16 protein-coding genes, 2 tRNA genes and 1 pseudogene are annotated in these 21,193 nt (G+C 70.4%); 16 read left to right on the forward strand and 3 right to left on the reverse strand.

Features of this window, described 5'->3' with window-relative positions; translation table 11 throughout:
• Positions 1–14: 14 nt before the first annotated feature.
• The 11 genes from ACFYSH_RS22445 to ACFYSH_RS22495 all read left to right on the forward strand — a co-directional run bounded on the left by ACFYSH_RS22445 (position 15) and on the right by ACFYSH_RS22495 (position 13,094).
• Positions 15–1,757 (forward strand): LCP family protein, encoded by a 1,743-nt coding sequence (locus ACFYSH_RS22445; RefSeq protein WP_359472217.1) that lies wholly within the window; start codon positions 15–17, stop codon positions 1,755–1,757.
• Positions 1,758–1,823: 66 nt separating this feature from the next.
• Positions 1,824–2,255 carry a ribosome silencing factor gene (gene rsfS / locus ACFYSH_RS22450; RefSeq protein WP_359472220.1) on the forward strand — a complete coding sequence of 144 codons (432 nt, stop codon included), beginning with the start codon at positions 1,824–1,826 and terminating at the stop codon, positions 2,253–2,255.
• The gene (locus ACFYSH_RS22455) at positions 2,252–2,905 is read left to right on the forward strand and encodes a histidine phosphatase family protein (protein WP_359472237.1); all 654 of its coding nucleotides are present in this window, start codon (positions 2,252–2,254) and stop codon (positions 2,903–2,905) included. Before rsfS ends, ACFYSH_RS22455 begins: the two co-directional genes overlap by 4 nt.
• 116 nt (positions 2,906–3,021) lie before the next feature.
• Positions 3,022–3,094 (forward strand) — tRNA-Ala (locus ACFYSH_RS22460).
• Positions 3,095–3,499: 405 nt separating this feature from the next.
• Complete coding sequence (locus tag ACFYSH_RS22465) at positions 3,500–3,733, forward strand: hypothetical protein (protein ID WP_033305681.1); 234 nt, start codon at positions 3,500–3,502, stop codon at positions 3,731–3,733.
• Positions 3,734–3,892: 159 nt separating this feature from the next.
• Positions 3,893–3,965 (forward strand) — tRNA-Ala (locus ACFYSH_RS22470).
• Between the two features lie 357 nt (positions 3,966–4,322).
• Positions 4,323–7,196, forward strand: a complete 2,874-nt coding sequence (leuS, locus tag ACFYSH_RS22475) for a leucine--tRNA ligase (RefSeq protein ID WP_359472222.1) — start codon at positions 4,323–4,325, stop codon at positions 7,194–7,196.
• A gap of 134 nt (positions 7,197–7,330) precedes the next feature.
• On the forward strand, positions 7,331–8,023 hold the full coding sequence (locus ACFYSH_RS22480) for a hypothetical protein (protein WP_359472225.1): 693 nt from the start codon (positions 7,331–7,333) through the stop codon (positions 8,021–8,023).
• A 190-nt stretch (positions 8,024–8,213) separates the two neighbouring features.
• Complete coding sequence (locus ACFYSH_RS22485; protein ID WP_388754692.1) at positions 8,214–9,059, forward strand: DegV family protein; 846 nt, start codon at positions 8,214–8,216, stop codon at positions 9,057–9,059.
• A 565-nt stretch (positions 9,060–9,624) separates the two neighbouring features.
• The gene (locus tag ACFYSH_RS22490; RefSeq protein ID WP_388754695.1) at positions 9,625–10,461 is read left to right on the forward strand and encodes a helix-hairpin-helix domain-containing protein; all 837 of its coding nucleotides are present in this window, start codon (positions 9,625–9,627) and stop codon (positions 10,459–10,461) included.
• Positions 10,458–13,094, forward strand: coding sequence for a ComEC/Rec2 family competence protein (locus ACFYSH_RS22495; RefSeq protein ID WP_388754698.1), 2,637 nt, complete (start codon positions 10,458–10,460; stop codon positions 13,092–13,094). Before ACFYSH_RS22490 ends, ACFYSH_RS22495 begins: the two co-directional genes overlap by 4 nt.
• 65 nt (positions 13,095–13,159) lie before the next feature.
• Here the strand turns inward: ACFYSH_RS22495 and ACFYSH_RS22500 are convergent, their stop codons facing one another.
• Positions 13,160–13,615, reverse strand: coding sequence for a pyridoxamine 5'-phosphate oxidase family protein (locus ACFYSH_RS22500; RefSeq protein ID WP_388754700.1), 456 nt, complete (start codon positions 13,613–13,615; stop codon positions 13,160–13,162).
• Between the two features lie 155 nt (positions 13,616–13,770).
• On the opposite strand from ACFYSH_RS22500, the gene ACFYSH_RS22505 reads away from it, so the two are divergent.
• On the forward strand, positions 13,771–14,595 hold the full coding sequence (locus ACFYSH_RS22505; protein ID WP_359472441.1) for an arylamine N-acetyltransferase: 825 nt from the start codon (positions 13,771–13,773) through the stop codon (positions 14,593–14,595).
• Positions 14,596–14,737: 142 nt separating this feature from the next.
• A pseudogene (locus tag ACFYSH_RS22510) lies at positions 14,738–14,884 on the forward strand (YceI family protein); the annotation flags it as partial.
• A gap of 62 nt (positions 14,885–14,946) precedes the next feature.
• On the opposite strand, the gene ACFYSH_RS22515 reads toward ACFYSH_RS22510, so the two are convergent.
• Complete coding sequence (locus tag ACFYSH_RS22515; protein ID WP_359472593.1) at positions 14,947–15,192, reverse strand: hypothetical protein; 246 nt, start codon at positions 15,190–15,192, stop codon at positions 14,947–14,949.
• A gap of 122 nt (positions 15,193–15,314) precedes the next feature.
• On the opposite strand from ACFYSH_RS22515, the gene holA reads away from it, so the two are divergent.
• A complete protein-coding gene (gene holA, locus ACFYSH_RS22520; protein WP_359472595.1) occupies positions 15,315–16,304 on the forward strand; it encodes a DNA polymerase III subunit delta in 990 nt (329 codons plus the stop codon).
• A 203-nt stretch (positions 16,305–16,507) separates the two neighbouring features.
• Here holA and rpsT read toward each other — a convergent pair whose 3' ends face one another.
• Positions 16,508–16,774, reverse strand: a complete 267-nt coding sequence (gene rpsT / locus ACFYSH_RS22525) for a 30S ribosomal protein S20 (RefSeq protein ID WP_014156344.1) — start codon at positions 16,772–16,774, stop codon at positions 16,508–16,510.
• Between the two features lie 215 nt (positions 16,775–16,989).
• Between rpsT and lepA the strand changes: the two genes are divergently transcribed.
• Positions 16,990–18,864 carry a translation elongation factor 4 gene (lepA, locus tag ACFYSH_RS22530; RefSeq protein WP_359472443.1) on the forward strand — a complete coding sequence of 625 codons (1,875 nt, stop codon included), beginning with the start codon at positions 16,990–16,992 and terminating at the stop codon, positions 18,862–18,864.
• Positions 18,865–19,134: 270 nt separating this feature from the next.
• Entirely contained in the window at positions 19,135–21,024 is a 1,890-nt protein-coding gene (locus ACFYSH_RS22535) for a long-chain fatty acid--CoA ligase (protein WP_359472446.1), read from the forward strand.
• Positions 21,025–21,193 lie beyond the last annotated feature (169 nt).

The raw sequence follows: 21,193 nt of genomic DNA on the forward strand, positions 1-21,193 counted from the left end.
GCAGAGGGGCACCTGTGAACGACCGACAGAACCCGTACGACCCGTACCAGGAGCAGCCGCAGATCATCGGCTACGACGCGTACGGGCAGCCGGTCTATCAGCAGCAGGGGCAGCAGCAGTACGACTCGTACGCCCAGCAGCCGCAGCAGCAGGACGGACAGCAGCAGGGCTACGGCTACGACCCGTATGCCCAGCAGTCACAGCAGCAGTACGACCCGTACGCGGCCCAGCACACCCAGCAGCAGGCCCAGCCGACGGATCAGGCGTACGGCTACGGCGAGGGCGGCTACAACGACGGCGGCTACGACGCGTACGGCTACGACACGGGCCGGCATCCCGCGGTGGACGACTCCCCCCGCCAGTCCACCGAGCAGTGGCAAGCACCCCATGCCCCCGCCGCACCGGCGACCGCACCGCCACCGCAGATTCCCGAGCAGCGGCACGAGCCCGAACCGGAAACCGAGGCCGCGGTTCCCGGACAGCGCCGTGCCGACCGCGACTACGGCACCGAGCAGTTCTCCTTCATCGAGGAGCCCGACGAGGACTCCGAAGATGTCATCGACTGGCTGAAATTCACCGAGAGCCGGAGCGAGCGGCGTGAGGAAGCGCGCCGGCGGGGGCACAACCGGATGGTCGCGCTCATAGTCGTCGTGGCTCTCGTGGTCGTCGGCGGCGCGGGTTACCTCTGGTTCGCGGGAAAGATCCCAGGAGTCGCCGGCACGGACGAGCAGAACGCCACGGCCACGGGCCCGCAGAAGCGTGACGTCATCGTCGTCCATCTGCACAACACCAAGAAGGGCGGCACCTCCACGGCGCTGCTCGTCGACAACGTCACCACCGAGCAGGGCACCACCGTCCTGCTCCCCAACTCGTTGGCGGTGGCCGCGGACGACGGGTCCACCACCACGCTCGGCAAGTCCGTGGACGACGACGGGTCCACCGGCACCCGTGAGTCGATCGACACCCTGCTCGGGACCAGCATCAGTGGCACCTGGCGGCTCGACACCCCCTACCTCGAGAACCTCGTGGAACTCGTGGGCAACATCGAGGTCGACACCGACACGGACGTGCCCGATTCCAAGAAGGGCGCCTCGCCGCTCGTCAACAAGGGAGAGGCGCAGACGCTGAGCGGCCCGATGGCCGTCGCCTACGCCACCTACCTGGGCGAGGGTGAGCAGGAGGCAAAGCAGCTGATGCGCTTCGGGCAGGTGATGCGCAGCGTGCTGCGCAAGCTGTCCGAGGACCCCAAGGCGGCGACGGTCACCATCGAGACCCTCGCGCAGATCCTGGACCCGTCCCTGCCGGAGCAGGACCTGGGCGCCTCGCTGGCGAAGCTCGCCGGGCACGCCAAGGTGGGCGACTACAAGACCGAACTGCTCCCCGTCCAGAGCGACGGGACCCTCACGGAGAAAGCCACCGAGAGCGTGGTCAAGGACGTCCTGGGCGGCAAGGTGAAGGCCCCGGAGCAGGGCGCGGCTGTACGCGTCGGCATCAGGAACGCCACGGGGGACACCAACGGTACGGAGCACGCCAGGATCCAGCTCGTCAACGGCGGCTACGCCTTCGTCGACGGTGGGGGGGCGGACACCGCGGCGTCGTCCCAGGTGGTCTACGGGGCCGCGGAGGACAAGGCGAAGGCGGTCGAGGTCGCCAAGACCCTGGGCCTGCCGGAGACCTCGGTGCAGAAGGGCCGGCCCGCCGCGAACGCCGACGTGTCCGTCACCATCGGGCAGGACTACAAGATCCCTGAGCAGTAGCAGTAAGGGCTGTCGGCGGTCCGTGAGACCCTAGAGGTTGATCTGACCGCCGACGAAAGCCTGCATGTGACCGCCACGGACCGCTCCATCGAGCTCATCACCGCCGCCGCCCAGGCCGCGGCCGACCGGCTCGCGCACGACATCATCGCCTACGACGTCAGCGACGTGCTGTCGATCACCGACGCCTTCCTGCTGGCCTCGGCCCCCAACGACCGCCAGGTCAAGTCGATCGTCGACGAGATCGAGGAGCGGCTGCAGAAGGAACTCGGCGCCAAGCCGGTGCGCCGCGAGGGCGACCGCGACGCCCGCTGGATCCTTCTCGACTACGTCGACATCGTGATCCACGTCCAGCACAGCGAGGAGCGTGTGTTCTACGCGCTCGAACGCCTGTGGAAGGACTGCCCCGAGATCGCCCTCCCCGAGGACGCGCTCAAGACCCGGGGCAAGGCCGAGGAGCACGCCCAGCTCAACGGCGGCACGGAAGGTGACGAGAGCTGAACGGCAGCAGGAGCGGCAGGGGCCGCAAGATCGTTCTCTGGCGGCACGGCCAGACGGCGTGGAATCTGGAACGCCGTTTCCAGGGCACCACGGACATCGAGCTGACCGAGACCGGCGTGGGCCAGGCGCGCCGCGCCGCCCGGCTGCTCGCCTCGCTGCGGCCGGACGCGATCGTGGCGTCCGACCTGCGGCGGGCGGCGGCCACGGCCGCCGAGCTCGTCTCGGTCACCGGCCTGGCCGTCGCACACGACTCCGCGCTGCGCGAGACGTATGCGGGTGCCTGGCAGGGCCTCACGCATGAGGAGATCGTCGGGCAGTACGGCGAGCAGTACGCCGCGTGGAAGCGCGGTGAGCCGATCCGCAGGGGCGGTGGCGAGCTGGAGACCGAGGTGGCCGACCGCGCCGCCCCCGTCGTCCTGGAGCATGCCGACAAGCTGCCCGACGCGGGGACGCTCGTGGTCGTGAGTCATGGCGGCACGATCCGGACGACCATCGGCCGTCTGCTCGGGCTCGAAGCCCACCACTGGGAAGGGCTCGGAGGGCTTTCCAACTGCTGCTGGTCCGTGCTCGGCGAAGGCGCGCGCGGCTGGCGTCTGCTCGAGCACAACGCCGGGACGCTTCCCGAACCGGTGCTCGGGGACGACGATTAGAGGGCGCCCGGAGGGCCCCTCCGGGCAGCGGGGGCCGGATTTCACTTTCCGGCCCGTCGCAGGCTAAAGTTCTTCTTGTTCGCAGCGCGGAAACGCAGGGAAACACAGCGAACAGCGGGGCTATAGCTCAGTTGGTAGAGCGCCTGCATGGCATGCAGGAGGTCAGGAGTTCAATTCTCCTTAGCTCCACAGTCAAGATCCCGTCCCCGGCAGGGGGCGGGATCTTTTTTGCCGGTGGTGTGGGCCCGGCGCGGTGGTCCTCGCTCTCAGGGCCTCAACTGCCCCGGCCCGTGCGGGACAAGGGGCGACGGGGTGTTCCGGTGTCATCCTCGCAGGTGAGCCGACCGGACCGGTGCCCTCCCCCGACGGCAAAGGCGGGCAGCGGGGCGGTCTTCGGGCTGACCTCCGTGCGGCGCCATGGCAGAATCGGACCGCCGGAGGGGGCGACGGACCGATCGGGAGGGAGCGCGATGCCTGCGAGCCGCGTACGGGCCCCGGGCCCGCTCCTTACCCCCACGGCGTCCCGCTCTCCCTGTTCCTCGCAAGAGGGTTCCTTCGCGCGCACGGCCTGCGGCCGCCCCCGGAGCTGAGCGGATGGGTGCGCACAGGCGGAAGTGTGACTGGTGTGGCAGTGGTACACCCATCGTCAGGGACATGGACCCCGTCAATGCGGAGTTCCAGTACTGGTGCGAGGAGTGCGCGCGGGCGCTGATCATAAAAGGCGACCCCATCGAGACGTACCGAGAGCTCGAGGGAGAGCCGATCTACGGCCGGCTCCTGGAGGAGCACTGCACCCTCAAGCGGTTCTACTCGTTCGCCACCGCCTGAAGCGGTGCCTCCCACCCGGCCTGCTCATGATCGGACCAGCCGCTGGTCAGGGCGTTGCGCACCGGTCATACCGGGACGGACCGCAAACGATTTTTGATGGGCAGGGGGGACCGTGTAATGTTCTCGATGTCGCCAGGGAAACCGGGCGGCAAACAACACGGGGCTATAGCTCAGTTGGTAGAGCGCCTGCATGGCATGCAGGAGGTCAGGAGTTCAATTCTCCTTAGCTCCACAGTGAAGAAGCGGGTCATCCGGATCGGATGGCCCGCTTCTTTTGTGTCCGCCACCCGGGGCAGTCGTGTCCGCCGCCTTGGCGGCGGCGTGCCGGCGGCTCGTCGGTGACGGGGGGCGTGCCGCTTCGCGGCCGGACATCTTCCGGGCCGGGCGCCGGGTCCGTGCGGTACCCTGACGCCATGCGTGCCGTACGCCTTCTGCTTAGCGAGCCGCGCTGATCATTCCCGACCGGTGAGAATGCCTGGTCGGACTCGGCGCGGCGTCCCCTCCTGTGCGAGGGGATTTTTCGTTTCCGTAGACGTGTGTCCGTAGACGTGGGCGCCGGCAGATGACGATCGATGGAGCTTTGAGGATCATGAGCGAGACGAACACCGCGGCCGAGGTGGCCGCGCCGCACCGCTATACGGCAGCGATGGCCGCCGACATCGAGGCACGCTGGCAGGACTTCTGGGACGCCGAGGGGACGTACGAGGCACCGAACCCGACCGGTGATCTGGCGGGTGACGCGGAGAGGGCCGCCAAGCCCAAGAAGTTCATCATGGACATGTTCCCGTACCCCTCGGGGTCCGGTCTGCACGTCGGGCACCCGCTGGGCTACATCGCCACCGACGTCTACGCCCGGCACCAGCGGATGACCGGGCACAACGTCCTGCACACCCTGGGCTTCGACGCCTTCGGCCTGCCTGCCGAGCAGTACGCCGTGCAGACGGGCACGCACCCGCGGGTGTCCACCGAGGCCAACATGGAGAACATGAAGGTCCAGCTGCGCCGGCTGGGCCTGGGCCACGACAAGCGCCGCTCCTTCGCGACGATCGACGCGGACTACTACAAGTGGACCCAGTGGATCTTCCTGCAGATCTTCAACTCCTGGTACGACTCCGAGGCCGACCGGGCCCGGCCCATCGCCGAACTGGTCGCCCAGTTCGAGAACGGTGAGCGCCCGGTCCCCGACGGCCGCGAGTGGGATGCGCTGAGCGCCGCCGACCGCGCAGACCTCCTGGGGCAGTACCGCCTGGCGTACGCCTCGGACGCGCCCGTGAACTGGGCGCCCGGACTGGGCACCGTACTGGCCAACGAAGAGGTGACGGCCGACGGTCGTTCCGAGCGCGGTAACTTCCCGGTCTTCAAGGCCAAGCTCCGCCAGTGGAACATGCGCATCACGGCCTACGCGGACCGGCTGCTGAACGACCTGGACGGGCTGGACTGGCCGGAGGCCATCAAGCTGCAGCAGCGCAACTGGATCGGCCGTTCCGAGGGCGCGCGCGTCGACTTCCCGGTCGACGGCGCAGGTGACATCACCGTCTTCACCACCCGCCAGGACACCCTGTTCGGTGCCACCTACATGGTGCTGGCACCGGAACACGAGCTGGTCGAGCGGATCATCCCCGCCGCCTGGCCCGAGGGCACCCACCCGGTGTGGACCGGCGGCCACACAAGCCCGGCCGAGGCCGTCACCGCGTACCGCAAGCAGGCCGCCGCCAAGTCCGACGTGGAACGGCAGGCGGAGGCCAAGGACAAGACCGGCGTCTTCACGGGTGCCTACGCGACCAACCCGGTCAGCGGCGAGAAGGTCCCCGTCTTCATCGCCGACTACGTCCTGATGGGCTACGGGACCGGCGCGATCATGGCCGTACCGGCGCACGACACGCGCGACTTCGCTTTCGCGCGCGCCTTCGAGCTGCCGATGCGCTGCGTCGTCGAGCCGTCGGACGGCCGCGGCCTGGACCCGTCGACGTGGGAGGACGCGTTCGGCTCGTACGAGGCGAAGCTGGTCAATTCTGCCAACGAGGAGATCTCGCTGGACGGCCTGGGTGTCGTCGAGGCCAAGGCGAGGATCACCGCATGGATGCAGGCTCGGGGCGTCGGTGAGGGCACCGTCAACTTCCGTCTCAGGGACTGGCTGTTCAGCCGCCAGCGCTACTGGGGTGAGCCCTTCCCGATCGTGTACGACGAGGAGGGCATCGCCCACGCGCTGCCGGAGTCGATGCTGCCGCTGGAACTCCCCGAGGTCGAGGACTACTCCCCGCGCACCTTCGACCCGGAGGACGCCGACACGCAGCCCGAGACGCCGCTGTCCCGGAACGCCGACTGGGTCCACGTCACCCTGGACCTCGGCGACGGCGCTGGTCCGCGCAGTTACCGACGCGAGACCAACACCATGCCCAACTGGGCGGGTTCCTGCTGGTACGAGCTGCGCTACCTGGATCCGCACAACGATCAGCGGCTGGTCGACCCGGCGATCGAGCAGTACTGGATGGGGCCGCGTGAGGGGCAGCCGACCGGCGGCGTCGACCTGTACGTCGGCGGGGCCGAGCACGCGGTGCTGCACCTGCTGTACGCCCGCTTCTGGTCGAAGGTGCTGTACGACCTCGGGCACATCTCGTCCGCCGAGCCGTTCCACAAGCTGTACAACCAGGGCATGATCCAGGCCTTCGTCTACCGGGACAGCCGCGGCATCGCGGTCCCGGCCGCCGAGGTCGAGGAGCGCGACGGGGCGTTCTACCACGCCGGCGAAAAGGTCAGCCGCGTCCTGGGCAAGATGGGCAAGTCCCTGAAGAACGCCGTCACGCCCGACGAGATCTGCGGCGAGTACGGGGCCGACACCCTGCGGCTGTACGAGATGGCCATGGGCCCGCTGGACGTCTCGCGTCCGTGGGACACCCGGGCCGTGGTCGGCCAGTACCGGCTGCTGCAGCGACTGTGGCGCAACATCGTCGACGAGGAGACCGGGGAGGTCACCGTCGTGGACACGGAGCCCGGTGAGGACACGCTGCGGGCGCTGCACAAGGCCATCGACGGGATCGGCCAGGACATGGCCGGAATGCGGTTCAACACCGCCATCGCCAAGGTCACCGAGCTGAACAACCACCTGACGAAGGCGGGCGGCCCGCTGTCGCGGTCGGTCGCCGAGCGACTGGTGCTGCTGGTCGCACCGCTGGCGCCGCACGTGGCGGAGGAGCTGTGGCGCCGACTGGGCCACACCGAGTCGGTCGTGCACCAGGACTTCCCGGTCGCCGACCCGGCGTACGTCGTGGACGAGACCGTGACCTGCGTGGTGCAGATCAAGGGCAAGGTCAAGGCCCGCCTGGAGATCTCCCCGTCCATCTCGGACGAGGAGCTGGAGGCGCTGGCCCTGGCCGACGAGAATGTGGTCGCCGCACTGGGCGGGGCCGGGATCCGCAAGGTGATCGTGCGGGCGCCGAAGCTGGTCAACATCGTCCCTGCCTGACGGTGCGCCCGGGCGCCAGGGCCTCCCCCTACGGGCAGGTTGGGGGTTCCTGCGGAACCCTTGGCCTGCCCGTTCCGTTTACGGTGGAAGGGCGACCGTACGCGGGCAGCCGATTCGACGACCTAGGGGCGTTCATGGAAGCCGTGATCCTGATCCTGACGCTGCTGTTCGTGGCTTTCATGGCGCTCGGGGTGTACGCCGGGGTGAAGACGGTTCGTGCGGCCAAGCGCGGTGTCGACCGGACGATCACGCAGGCGCGCCGCTCCGTGGAGGACACCACCCTGCGGGCCAAGAGTTACGGCCAGCCCGGTGTTCCGGGCGAGCTGGCACAGCTGAGGCTCACTCTGCGCACATCGATGCGGGCCACGCAGGAAGCGCTCGACGCCGGGGCTGCGGAGGACGCCTCCCTCTCGGAGTCGCTGGGGCTCTTCCAGCGACTGAGCGCCCATGGACGCGAGCTCGACGACGACCTCAAGCGGCTGGAACGCGAGCCGGACCGGGCGACGGTGGCCACGCTGCTGCCGGGGCTGAAGGAGCGCACCGAGCGCATCACACACGCGGCGGAATCGCTGCGCTGGGCGGCGCGTGACCGTGCCAGGCAGTTCGCCGACGACGACCTAGCCGCGCTCAACGCGCAGATCGACCTGGAGGCAGGGGCCCTCCGTCACTGGACGACCGAGGAGCCGTCGGCCCGGAGCGATACAGCCGGGCGCAGCTGGAGCGGGCCGGCCGACGCGGAGACGACGCCGTCGCTCCCCCCGCCGGGCCCGGAACCGCGCACGAGTTATCCGTGGCAGAAGTCCACCAGGCCGGAGACGACGAACTGACGCGTGACGGCGAGGGAGACGCAGGACGCGGCCGGGAACACGGCGGGATGTGTCCGCGCGTGCTGCACGAGTTCTCAGCGCTTCCGGCAGGCCGAAGACGTGCCGGGGACCGACACCGGGCCGACCCGGAACGATCAGCACGCCGGGCCCGGGCTGCCGCGTCCCCGACTCGGAAGGTAACCTCCGGCTCATGTCCCGCCATGTCGCGATCGTCACCGATTCAACGGCCTATCTGCCGCCCCAGACGATGGAACGGCATGGCATCACCGCAGTGCCGCTGACCGTCGTCCTGGGGGATCAGGCCCTGGAGGAAGGCACGGAGATCTCGGCCCGGTCGCTGGCGGCGGCCCTGCAGAAGCGCCGCTCCGTGACCACGTCACGGCCCAGCCCGGAGGTCTTCGCCGCCGCGTACCGCGCTGTGGCAGAGGGCGGGGCCACGGGCATCGTCTCCCTCCATCTGTCGGCCGAGTTCTCCGGTACGTACGACGCCGCCGAGCTTGCGGCCAAGGACGCACCCGTGCCCGTGCGCGTGGTCGACACCGGCATGGTCGCCATGGCTCTGGGATTCTGTGCGCTGGCCGCGGCCGAGGCCGCCGAGGCGGGCGGCGGCCTGGACGAGGCGGTCACGGCGGCCGAGAAGAGGGCGGCGGGCACGGCGGCGTTCTTCTACGTCGACACGCTGGACTATCTGCGCCGGGGCGGGCGCATCGGTGCCGCCCAGGCACTGCTGGGATCGGCTCTTGCCGTCAAACCGCTGCTCCAGCTCGACGGCGGCCGGATCGAGATGCTGGAGAAGGTACGGACGGCATCCAAGGCGATCGCGCGGCTCGAGGAGATCGTGGCCGCTCGGGCCGGCACGGGCGCTGTGGACATCGCCGTCCACCACCTGGCTGCTCCGGACGGAGCCGAGCGGCTGGCGGAGCGGCTGCGGGCACGAATTCCAGGGCTTGCCGATCTGCATGTGAGCGAGGTGGGCGCGGTGATCGGGGCGCACACCGGGCCGGGGCTGCTGGGAGCGGTGGTCGCGCCGCGCTGAGACTCACTCCGGCGGGTGACGCGGTTGTCCACAACTCATGAGTAATCCACTGTGATCAGGTGGGCTCGGCGGGTTTCGACGGAAGTGTCTAGCGTCCTGATGCATGACCTTCCGACCACTTTCCGCAGTCGTCCGTTCCGTGGACAGGCAGAGTCCGACCGGTGCCCACCTGCTCGTCGATCTGTCCACGCCCGCCGGCACGGATCCGCCCAGGCGCCCGCCCACCCATCGCGCCACACACCGAGCCGTACCACGTCCGTCCCGCGGGTCCGGCCCGGCGGGGCATGCCGGGTCCCGGCCCGGTGTCCGCCCCGGCGGAGCGGCCGGTACCTCGCCCGGCACCACCTCGAGCGCCCGGCACGGACGCCCCGGACGCAGGGGGCGCGGATCGGATGCCGGGACGGCGGCAGCATCCCGGCTCCGGGCGGACGCCCTCATGGCCGCCGACCGGGCCGCGCCGCGGACTGCTGAGGCCGCTGATGCGACGGGGGTGGGGGCGGGCCCTGGCACGGCTACGGCCCTGTGCGGCGCGCCCGGACGTGCCCGTCCGGCACCTTCATGGGCGGTGGCCCCGCCGCTGCCCACGCCCGAAGCCGGTCCCGTGGCGGCGCCACAGACCAAGCCGTCTGTCCCGACGCGACGCGGGACGCCCGACGGGTCCGCGGCGCGGCCGCGGTGGTGGCGGGAAGCGGGGCCCGCTCTGCGGGACCGGTTACCGCTGTGGGTACACCTGCGATGCGGCCTCGAGCCACGCGCGCTGGCCGCGCTCGCCGTCGTCCTGGTCGGGGCCGCGGTATTCGCGGCGGCACACTTCTGGTCGGCCCGTCCCGAGCCGGTTCGGGCGCCCGACCGGGTCACGGAGGCCGCCGTCCGGACGGGCGGGCCGGGGGCCGTGCGAGCCGAGCTGCCCGGCCTCCCCGCCGGCCTCGCACCCGGTCCGGACGCGGGACCGAAGACGGGGGCCGGCCCCGGCGCGCAGATCGTCGTGGATGTGAGCGGCAAGGTGCGCCGACCGGGGATCCAGTATCTGCCGGCGGGCTCCCGCGTCGCGGACGCCTTGCGGGCCGCGGGAGGCGTCCGTGCGGGTGCCGATGTCACCACGCTCAATCGCGCACGCGTCCTGGCGGACGGCGAGCAGGTGGCGGTGGGCCTGCCCGCCGCGCCGCCACCCGTGAGCGAGGCAGGGGCGGAGGGGCAAGCCGGCCCGGCGGCGCCGGTGAGTCTCGGCACGGCAACTGTCGACCAGCTCGAAACCCTGCCCGGTGTCGGGCCGGTGCTCGCCCAGCACATCATCGACTACCGCACCGAGCACGGGGGTTACCGCTCCGTCGACGAGCTCCGTGAGGTCAACGGCATCGGGGAGCGCCGATTCGCGGACCTCCGGCCGTTGGTGAGGCCATGAGCGAGGCGGCGGACGGATCCGACGTCCACACGGGTTCGGGGCGGCGACTGGGCGCTGCCGACCCGCGCCAGGAGGCGCCGGCCGACCTGCGGCTGGTTCCCCCCGCACTGGCCGCCTGGGCGGCAGCCGCCGTGGCGTTGGGAGCACCGGGCCGGTGGGTGGCGCTCGGGGCGATTCTCTGCGGGTGCGCCGGGCTGGGTCTCGTCGCCGTGGCGCGCGTCGGGGCGCGAGTGGAGCCCGGACACGTGCCGGGTCCAGAGGGCCTCCGAGGACGGACAGGTACGGAAGGGCAGCCGGCTCCGGGGAGACAGCCAGGTCCGGCAAGGCGGGCTGGGCCGGCGGCCGGGACGCCGGGGCCGGCGAGGTCACCCCGGCGCACGGGACCACGCACCACGACCGTGGCCGGAGTGCTGCTCTGCGCGGCTGCCGGGGCGGCGGCTGCCGGGCTCCACGGCGCGGATGCCCGCAGTGGTCCCGTCCCCGGCCTGGCGGAGTCGTACGCGCGGGTCGAGGCGGAGGCGACCGTGACGTCCGATCCCCGGCAGACCCGACCGCGCGTAAGGGGCGACCACAGCACACCCGTATCCCTGCTCATCGACGCGGAGGTCAACCGGCTGACCGCTCCGGACGGCACAGTCACCAGGCTCCGCACCCCGGTCCTCGTCATGGTCGCCCCGGGGGACACGAGCACACGGTGGCAGCGGCTGCTGCCCTCGACGGGTCTCCGGATCAGTGGGCGGCTCGCACCACCGCGTCATGAGGGGGAACGCTTCGCGGCCGTACTCAACACCGATGCGGACGACCCACCGATGGTCATCAGGGGGCCCACCCTTCTTCAGCGCACCGCAGGGGATCTGCGATCCGGGCTGCGGGAGGCCACCGACGGGCTGGACGCCGATGCCAGGGCACTCCTGCCAGGACTGGTCGTCGGTGACACCTCACGAATTCCGCCCGATCTGCACGACGCCTTCAAAGCGACCGACCTCACCCACCTGCTGGCCGTGTCGGGCGCCAACCTGTCGATCCTGCTCTTCCTTCTCATCGGCCCACCGGGCAGCGCCTTGCGCAGTGAACGCCGCGGTCTGGCGCCCCGGCTGGGTATTTCCCTGCGCATGACCGCCCTGACCGGCGGCGGGGTCGCGCTCGCCTTCGTGATCGTCTGCCGCCCCGAGCCGAGCGTTCTGCGCGCGGCTGCCTGCGGCCTGATCACCCTGCTCGCCATCGGAACCGGCCGGCGCAGATCGCTGCTGCCCGCCCTGGCCGCGGCCGTTCTGCTCCTGGTGCTGTACGACCCGTGGCTGGCCCGCAGTTACGGGTTCCTGCTGTCCGTGCTCGCCACCGGGGCGCTTCTCACACTCGCCCCGAAGTGGAGCGACTCCCTCCAGCGGCACGGGGTCCCAGGACGGCTCGCCGAGATACTGGCCGCCGCGGGCGCCGCCCAGGCTGTCTGCGCACCCGTGGTCGTGGTCCTCGCGTCGCGCGTCAGCCTGGTCGCGATCCCCTGCAACCTGCTGGCCGAATTCGCGGTGGCGCCCGCGACGGTCCTGGGTTTCGCGGCCCTCGCCGTAGCTCCGGCGTCCATGCCGGTGGCGGAAGCGCTGGCCGGGATCGCCGGCTGGCCCGTCGGATGGATTGCGTCAGTGGCCCGCACCGGGGCCGCGCTACCCGGGGCGGAGGCCGACTGGCCGGGCGGCTGGCGCGGTGCGGTCCTGCTGGCCGTGCTCACGGCCCTGCTGGCGCTGTCGGCACGCCGCATGGCCCGTCACCCCTGGATCTGCGCCGCCGCCGCGCTCCTGCTGGTGCTCGCGGTGCTGAGACCCGTACCCCTCACCCGGCTCGTCACGGGATGGCCGCCGCCGGGCTGGGCCTTCGCGCTCTGCGACGTAGGGCAGGGAGACGCCATGGTGCTCGCCGCTGGGAATGGTGCGGCGGTGGTCGTGGATACCGGCCCTGAACCCCGCCTCGTGGACCGGTGTCTGCGTGACCTCGGCATCACCCGTGTGCCCTTGCTCCTGCTGACCCACTTTCACGCCGACCACGTACGCGGCCTGCCCGGGGTGCTGAGAGGACGTGAGGTCGGCGCGATCCAGACGACGAGCCTCGAAGAACCGCCGGAGCAGGCGAGCTTCGTGAAGCGCACGGCCGCGGCGGCGCATGTCCCGACGGTCCGGGCTGCTGCGGGGGAGCGGCGCCGGACCGGGCCCCTCGACTGGCAGGTGCTCTGGCCCGCGGCGGAACCGCGGGGGGCGGCAGCGGCCTATGCGACCGAGGAACCGAACGATTCCAGCGTCACGCTGCTCGTCCGGTCCGGGGGACTGACCCTGTTGCTCCTCGGTGATCTGGAACCCCCCGCCCAGCAGGGGATGTTGCGCAGCCATCCGGCGCTGCCCCAGGTGGACGTGCTCAAGGTCGCGCACCACGGCTCCGCCCACCAGGACCCGGGCCTGCTGCGCAGCGCACGCCCAAGGCTCGCGCTGATCAGCTGCGGCAAGGACAATCCCTACGGCCATCCTGCGGCCCGTACGGTCGAAGCACTCGAAGCGACGGGAGCTGAGGTTCTGCGCACCGACCTCCACGGTGCGATCGCGGTGACGGGCGCAGGCTCGGGCCTGCGTGCGGCAGGCCGATCATGAACGTGACGTCCGCCCGGCGCCGGGTCCTGTGGAGCCGGTGGCCGCTATCGGGCCCGCGCCCGATGTCAGGCCAGCCAGGTGCCGTCGACCATGAGGTCGCGCCCTGCCAGTTCGTTCGCCTCGCGCCATGCCTTGACGGTGTACGGCGTGATGCGCAGATACACCCACGTGGGGCGTCCGCGCAGGTCCCAGTGAAGCTTCTCGGCGAAGGCCTCACCCGACTCGGCGGGAAGGTCCGCCTCCTCCACGATCTCGGCCGTTCCTTCGATCAGCACCACATCGCGGGTGTGCCCGAGGGTGACTTTGGCCTGCCCCGACGGAGTCACGTTGACCGCCGTCGGATTGGTGCGCCGGGTGGCCATCAGCAATGTGCCCCGGTCCCAGACGAACGACAGCGGCACCAGGCACGGCATGCCGTCGGCAGAGGCCGTCGCCACCCAGGCGTCGTCTTCCTTCTCCAGACGATCGATTGCGTCCTGCTTGCGCTGTTCCGGGCTGCGTGCCGGCTCTCGCTCTGCCATGGTCCTCACGCTAGCCATCGGCCGTAGCCACCGCATCGGTCGGCGGTCGTAGGCCCCGTTCGGATCAGGCCGGGCTCACGGGGCCTGATCCGAACGAAAGGCCCTGCGCCCACGGGCTCATGGCGCCGTCCTGCGCACCGCGACAGACTGGTGGCATGAACGACGAACCGCCGCGACCGGCCCAGGCGCCCGCCGACGCTTGGGTGGATGCCTATCTGCAGCGCATCGGTGCGGCCCGGCCGGTCCGTGCCGACGCCGCGGCCCTGCGCGAATTGCAGCTGTCTCACCTGATGACCGTGCCCTTCGAGAACCTCTCGATCCATCTCGGCCAGGACATCGCCCTGGAGGAGGAGAAGCTCGTGCACAAGATCGTGACGGACCGCCGCGGCGGCTTCTGTTACGAGCTCAACCCCGCCTTCGCCGCGCTGCTGCGCGAACTGGGTTTCCGCGTCACCCTGCTCCAGGCACGGGTCTTCGGCGACGGCGGACGCCTCGGGATTCCGTACGACCACGTCGCACTGCGCGTGGAGACCGACGACGGTACGGGCCCGTGGCTCGCCGACGTCGGGTTCGGCGATCACGCCGTGCGCCCGCTCGAGCTGGACGCCCTCGTCGAACAGGACGACCCCTGCGGCAGGTTCCGCTTCCGGGAGGCACCACAGGGCGACCTCGATCTGCTGCGCGACGGTTCGCGGCAGTTCCGCCTGGACCTGCGGCCACGCGTCCTGGCGGACTTCCGGGCCGGTGCCTGGTACCACCGCACCTCGCCGGATTCCCACTTCTCACGGTCACCCGTCTGCTCCCGGCGCACCGGGGACGGCCGAGTGACGCTCCGCGGCAGCACTCTGATCACGACCGTGCGGGGCGAGCGGCACGAGACGGAGCTGGGCGACGACGCCGAGGTGCTCGCCGCCTATCGTGACCACTTCGGTCTGGTGCTCACCCACCCGCCCACGGTGCGCGCGACCCCGGCCGGGTGACAGACACAGGCGTCGCACCGGCACCGGCATCCAGCTCCGGCAACGGCACCGGATCAATACGGACCTTCCGTACCACCTGCGTACAGCGGCGTGCAGCCGGGACAGCTCGGCGCAACCTGCTCCGAGCTGCCGCGTTTGCCTCAGCGAGCGCTTCGTCCACCGAGGCGGCACCCGGTGGGGTGTGACCGGTGCGCTCACCCTGCACGGTGTGAGCCGCATCGTGACGCTGGACGCCCGGTACCTGGGTCTGTGCAACGGTCTGGAGGGCGACCACCGCGCTGCACCGCGAGGACTTCACCCGAGGGCTGACCGGGGCCGACACCACTGGGCGCCGACCGGGCGTAAACGCCTCTACGGCGCCTCCAGCCACCCCTCGTACTCCGCGGCGAACGCGTCGAGCGTCGCGGAGTCCAGCCGAGCGGCCGGATCCTCCACCACCACCAGCCACTGCGCGTCCTCGGCGTCGTCCTCGCCGGCCAGGGCGTCCCGGACGAGCTGCGGCTCCTCCGAGACGCCGAACCGGTCGGACAGCTCCCCGGCGACCTCCTCGGCCGTGTCGCGGTCGGGCAGCACCAGCACATGTCTCACATCGCTCACCCGGTCATTCTCCGGTACGCGCAGGCAGGCGGTACACGGGGCAGGCGATACGCGGAGACAGGCGGTACGCCCAAGCGGCTGCCCGGCAGGGTTGTCACAGGGGCGTGGGATGCTGGACCGCGATGGCCACCAGACGTAATTCCACCGACGACCCGCTCGCCCCCGTCACGCTCGCCGTGGGCCAGGAAGACCTGCTCCTGGACCGTGCCGTGCAGCAGGTGGTGGCCGCGGCCCGTGTCTCCGACGCCGACACGGACGTCCGCGACCTCACCCCGGACCAGCTGCAGCCCGGCACGCTCGCGGAGCTCACCAGTCCCTCGCTCTTCGCCGAGCGCAAGGTGGTGATCGTGCGCAACGCACACGATCTCTCCGCCGACACCGTCAAGGACGTCAAGGCGTACCTGGGCGCCCCCGCCGAGGAGATCACCCTCGTGCTCCTCCACGCGGGCGGGGCCAAGGGCAAGGGACTGCTGGACGCGGTGCGGAAGGCGGGGGCGCGTGAGGTGGCGTGCCCCAAGACCACCAAACCGGCCGAGCGGCTGTCCTTCGTACGGTCGGAATTCCGGGCGCTCGGCCGCTCCGCGACCCCGGAGGCGTGCCAGGCGCTGGTGGACTCGATCGGCAGTGACCTCCGGGAGCTGGCGAGCGCGGTGTCACAGCTGGCCGCGGACGTCGAAGGCACCATCGATGAAGCGGTCGTCGGCCGTTACTACACAGGGCGGGCCGAGGCCTCCTCCTTCACCGTCGCCGACCGTGCCGTCGAGGGCCGGGCGGCGGAAGCGCTCGAGGCGCTGCGGTGGTCGCTGTCCACAGGCGTCGCTCCCGTCCTGATCACCAGCGCCCTCGCACAGGGCGTCCGGGCGATCGGCAAGCTCTCCTCGGCCCGGGGCGGACGTCCGGCGGACCTGGCCCGCGAGCTGGGCATGCCGCCGTGGAAGATCGACCGGGTCCGCCAGCAGATGCGCGGATGGACACCGGACGGAGTGGCGACGGCGCTGATCGCGGTCGCGGCGGCGGACGCCGGTGTCAAGGGCGGCGGAGATGATCCCGAGTACGCGCTGGAGAAGGCCGTGGTCGCCGTCGCCCGCGCGGCACGCTCCGGCGGCCGCTGACCCCGCGCCACGCCCCCGACAGCTCGGGGACCACACACGAAGGCCCCGGCCGCAGTCCTGGGGAGGACATGGCCGGGGCCTTCGATTCACGCGGGGTGCGCCGCACCCGCGTGGCGAACGCAGGTTCGGTGTGCGGCGCGGGGTGCCGGTCAGGAGCGGGAGAGAGGGCCCGCTGAGTCCGTTCCGGCGATCACATCAGTAGCTCAGCCCTGGAGGGCGGCAACCTTGAGAGCCAGCGCCGACTTCTTGTTGGCGGCGGCGTTCTTGTGGATGACACCCTTCGAGACAGCCTTGTCGAGCTGGCGGGAGGCGTCGCGGACGGCCACAGTGGCCTTCTCGACGTCACCGGCAGCGGCAGCCTCACGGGCCTTGCGGATCGAGGTCTTGAGCGAGGACTTGACGGCCTTGTTGCGCAGGCGCGCCTTCTCGTTCGTCTTGTTCCGCTTGATCTGGGACTTGATGTTCGCCACGAAAGAGCCTTTTCAGGTTCGTTGGATCTTCTATGTGCGCCACGCCGCTTCTGAGGGCCACGAGGCACAGCTGCCCACGGTAGCAGTCACTCTCGCACCGGCCCAAACCGGTCCCGGCCCCGCAGGCGTGGGACCATGGAGGCTACGTATCGATCCGTCCGACCCGACATCGACCCGAGACACGGCGTCCGGCGTCTCAAGAATCAGGACCCTGCGTGCCCGCGACTCCTACCAACGTGCCCGAGCCGAGCCGTACCGACCCGGCGCTGATCCGCAACTTCTGCATCATCGCGCACATCGACCACGGCAAGTCGACCCTTGCCGACCGGATGCTCCAGCTGACGGGAGTGGTCGACCAGCGGCAGATGCGCGCCCAGTATCTCGACCGGATGGACATCGAGCGCGAGCGCGGCATCACCATCAAGTCCCAGGCGGTACGTCTGCCGTGGGCGCCCACCGAGGGTGAGGACAAGGGCACGACCCACATCCTCAACATGATCGACACCCCGGGCCACGTGGACTTCACCTACGAGGTCTCCCGTTCCCTGGCCGCGTGCGAGGGCACCGTCCTCCTGGTCGACGCGGCTCAGGGCATCGAGGCGCAGACGCTGGCCAACCTCTACCTCGCGATGGAGAACGACCTCACCATCGTCCCGGTGCTCAACAAGATCGACCTGCCCGCCGCGCAGCCCGAGAAGTTCTCCGAGGAGCTGGCCAACCTCATCGGCTGTCAGCCCGAGGACGTGCTCAAGGTCTCGGCCAAGACCGGTATCGGCGTGGACGCGCTGCTCGACCGGGTCGTCCGGGACGTCCCGGCCCCGATCGGCCAGGCCGACGCGCCGGCCCGCGCGATGATCTTCGACTCGGTCTACGACGCCTACCGCGGTGTCGTCACCTACGTCAGGGTCGTCGACGGGCAGCTCAACAAGCGTGAGCGCATCCGGATGATGTCGACGGGCGCCACCCACGAGCTGCTGGAGATCGGTGTCTCCTCCCCGGAGATGACCCCGGCCGACGGCATCGGCGTGGGCGAGGTCGGCTACATCATCACCGGTGTGAAGGACGTCCGGCAGTCCAAGGTCGGTGACACCATCACCTCCCTGAACAAGGGCGCTACCGAGGCGCTGGGCGGTTACAAGGACCCGAAGCCGATGGTGTTCTCGGGGCTCTACCCCCTGGACGGCTCCGACTACCCGGACCTGCGCGAGGCCCTGGACAAGCTCCAGCTCAACGACGCCGCCCTGGTGTACGAGCCGGAGACCTCGGCCGCGCTCGGCTTCGGTTTCCGCGTGGGCTTCCTCGGTCTGCTGCACCTCGACGTGATCCGGGAGCGCCTCGAGCGCGAGTTCGGCCTGGAGCTCATCGCCACCGCACCCAACGTGGTCTACCGCGTCGAGATGGAGGACGGCAGCGAGCACACCGTCACCAACCCGAGCGAGTTCCCCGAGGGCAAGATCGACAAGGTGCACGAGCCGGTCGTGAGGGCCACGGTCCTGGCGCCCAGCGAGTTCATCGGCGCGATCATGGAGCTCTGCCAGAACAGGCGCGGCACCCTGCTCGGCATGGACTACCTCTCCGAGGACCGGGTGGAGATCCGCTACACCCTGCCGCTCGCCGAGATCGTCTTCGACTTCTTCGACCAGCTGAAGTCCAAGACCCGCGGTTACGCCTCGCTCGACTACGAGCCCACGGGCGAGCAGTCCGCCCAGCTCGTCAAGGTCGACATCCTGCTGCACGGCGACAAGGTGGACGCCTTCTCGGCGGTCACGCACAAGGACAAGGCGTACGCGTACGGCGTCCGGCTCGTCGCCAAACTGCAGAAGCTCATTCCCCGGCAGAACTTCGAGGTGCCGATCCAGGCCGCCATCGGCTCCCGGGTCATCGCACGCGAGACGGTCCGCGCCATCCGCAAGGACGTCCTCGCCAAGTGCTACGGCGGTGACATCTCCCGTAAGCGGAAGCTGCTGGAGAAGCAGAAGGAAGGCAAGAAGCGGATGAAGATGGTCGGCAACGTCGAGGTGCCGCAGGACGCGTTCATCTCGGTCCTGTCGACCGACGAGTCCGCCGGCGAGGGCAAGGCCAAGAAGTAACACCGGCCTCATGGGAGTACGCCCCGGGGCGTACCCGTAAGTAGCCCGACGGGCCCCTGTGCCGCGGACCCCCGCGGCACAGGGGCCCGGTTCGTTATCAAAGCGGCGGCCGTTGCCTCTTACGCGACGGTCCCACGCGCTCTACTCTGATCACCACCCGTTAGTTACTCGCCAGTTAAACAAGCAGGCCGAGCGGGAACGAGAAGCAGGACACACCAGCAGCAGCCCCCATGAACCGGTCGTAGCAATGCCGCAGGCCCGGAGGACGTCGTGAGCGACACACAGACCCTGATCGATAGCCGACCGCCCTCCGTGGCGACTCTCTTCATCGACCGCGTGGCGGCCACCCCGGACGGGGAGGCCTACCGCTACCCGGTGCCGGCAGCCTCGGGGCAGGGCCCGGACGCGTGGAAGTCGCTCACCTGGGCGCAGGCCGCCGAACGGGTCCACGCCATCGCGGCCGGTCTGATCGCTCTGGGCGTCCGTCCGGAGGAGCGTGTCGCGCTCGCCTCCTCCACCCGCGTCGAATGGATCCTCGCCGACCTCGGCGTGATGTGCGCGGGCGCCGCGACCACGACGATCTATCCCTCCACGAACACCGAGGAGTCCGCCTTCATCCTGGGCGACTCCGACAGCCGCGTGCTGATCGCCGAGGACGCCGCCCAGCTGGCGAAGGCCCGGGAGCACCGCGCCGAGCTGCCCGAACTGGTGCACGTCGTCGTCATCGACCCGGCCGGCGCCGACCCCGTGGAGGGCGACCCCGAAGGCTGGGTCCTCACCCTGGCCGACCTCGAGGCCCGGGGCGCCGAACACCTGGTGAAGAACCCGGACGCGGTCACCGACCGGGTCGCCGCCATCACCGCGGACCAGCTGGCGACCCTGATCTACACCTCGGGCACCACCGGCCGCCCCAAGGGCGTACGGCTGCCGCACGACAACTGGTCGTACATGGCCAAGGCGACCGTGGCGACCGGCCTGATCACCGCGGGCGACGTCCAGTACCTCTGGCTGCCGCTCGCACACGTCTTCGGCAAGGTGCTCACGTCCGGCCAGATCGAGGTCGGTCACGTCACGGCCGTCGACGGACGCGTCGACAAGATCATCGAGAACCTGCCGGTGGTACAGCCGACCTACATGGCGGCCGTTCCCCGCATCTTCGAGAAGGTCTACAACGGGGTCGCGGCCAAGGCGCGGGCCGGGGGCGGTGCCAAGTACAAGATCTTCCAGTGGGCGGCCGGTGTCGCCCGCGAGTACGCCACGGTGTCGCAGGACAACTTCCGGCGCACCGGCAATGCCTCCGTGCCGTTCGCCCTCGGCGCCAAGCACAAGGTCGCCGACACCCTCGTCTTCGCGAAGATCCGTGAAGCCTTCGGCGGACGGCTCCGCGCCTGTGTCTCCGGCTCGGCCGCCCTCGCCCCCGACATCGGCCTCTTCTTCTCCGGTGCCGGCATCCACATCCTGGAGGGATACGGGCTCACCGAATCCAGCGCCGCCTCCTTCGTCAACCCCGGCGAGGCCTACCGCACCGGAACCGTCGGCAAGCCGCTCCCCGGTACCGAGGTCCGGATCGCCGACGACGGCGAGATCCTGCTGCGCGGTCCCGGTCTGATGGAGGGCTACCACCGGCTGCCCGAGAAGACCGCCGAGGTGCTGGAGTCCGACGGCTGGTTCCACACCGGGGACATCGGCGAGCTGTCCGAGGACGGCTATCTGCGGATCACCGACCGCAAGAAGGACCTGATCAAGACCTCCGGCGGCAAGTACATCGCCCCGGCGGAGGTCGAGGGCCAGTTCAAGGCGGTCTGCCCGTTCGTCTCGAACATCCTGGTGCACGGCGCGGACCGCAACTTCTGCACCGCCCTCATCGCGCTCGACGAGCCGACCATCCTCGGCTGGGCACAGGAGAACGGACTGGGCGGCAAGCCGTACGCCGACGTGGTGGCGTCCCCGAAGGCCGTGGAGCTCATCGAGGGCTACGTGCGGACACTCAACGAAGGCCTGCAGCGCTGGCAGACCATCAAGAGGTTCCGGCTCCTGCCGCGCGACCTCGACATCGAGCACGGGGAGCTGACCCCCAGCCTCAAGCTGAAGCGGCCGGTCGTCGAGCGCGAGTACCAGTACCTCATCGACGACATGTACGCGGGATCCCGCGAGGCGTAACAGCCGCAGAGCACGTCGGAGCGGGGCCGGTGGGGGCGGAAGCCCCACCGGCCCCGCCGCGTCTCCCGGCCGACTCCGGCCACTTCCGTCACTCGGCGCTTATGGGCGCGCCCGGTCTGTCACTCTGTCGGGATACGTCAGCGGCGTTTCGCGAGACCGTCAGGAGCCG

Origin of the sequence: Streptomyces sp. NPDC005791, from assembly GCF_042871485.1 — a bacterium.
In the GTDB taxonomy this organism is placed as follows: Bacteria; Actinomycetota; Actinomycetes; order Streptomycetales; family Streptomycetaceae; genus Streptomyces.

Bases quoted from the DNA above. Each gene is read 5' to 3' on its own strand.
- ACFYSH_RS22500 (WP_388754700.1), bottom strand. From the start codon at position 13,615: ATGGCAGAGCGAGAGCCGGCACGCAGCCCGGAACAGCGCAAGCAGGAC.
- ACFYSH_RS22465 (WP_033305681.1), top strand. From the start codon at position 3,500: ATGGGTGCGCACAGGCGGAAGTGTGACTGGTGTGGCAGTGGTACACCC.
- ACFYSH_RS22505 (WP_359472441.1), top strand. From the start codon at position 13,771: ATGAACGACGAACCGCCGCGACCGGCCCAGGCGCCCGCCGACGCTTGG.
- holA (WP_359472595.1), top strand. From the start codon at position 15,315: ATGGCCACCAGACGTAATTCCACCGACGACCCGCTCGCCCCCGTCACG.
- ACFYSH_RS22495 (WP_388754698.1), top strand. From the start codon at position 10,458: ATGAGCGAGGCGGCGGACGGATCCGACGTCCACACGGGTTCGGGGCGG.
- leuS (WP_359472222.1), top strand. From the start codon at position 4,323: ATGAGCGAGACGAACACCGCGGCCGAGGTGGCCGCGCCGCACCGCTAT.
- ACFYSH_RS22485 (WP_388754692.1), top strand. From the start codon at position 8,214: ATGTCCCGCCATGTCGCGATCGTCACCGATTCAACGGCCTATCTGCCG.
- ACFYSH_RS22480 (WP_359472225.1), top strand. From the start codon at position 7,331: ATGGAAGCCGTGATCCTGATCCTGACGCTGCTGTTCGTGGCTTTCATG.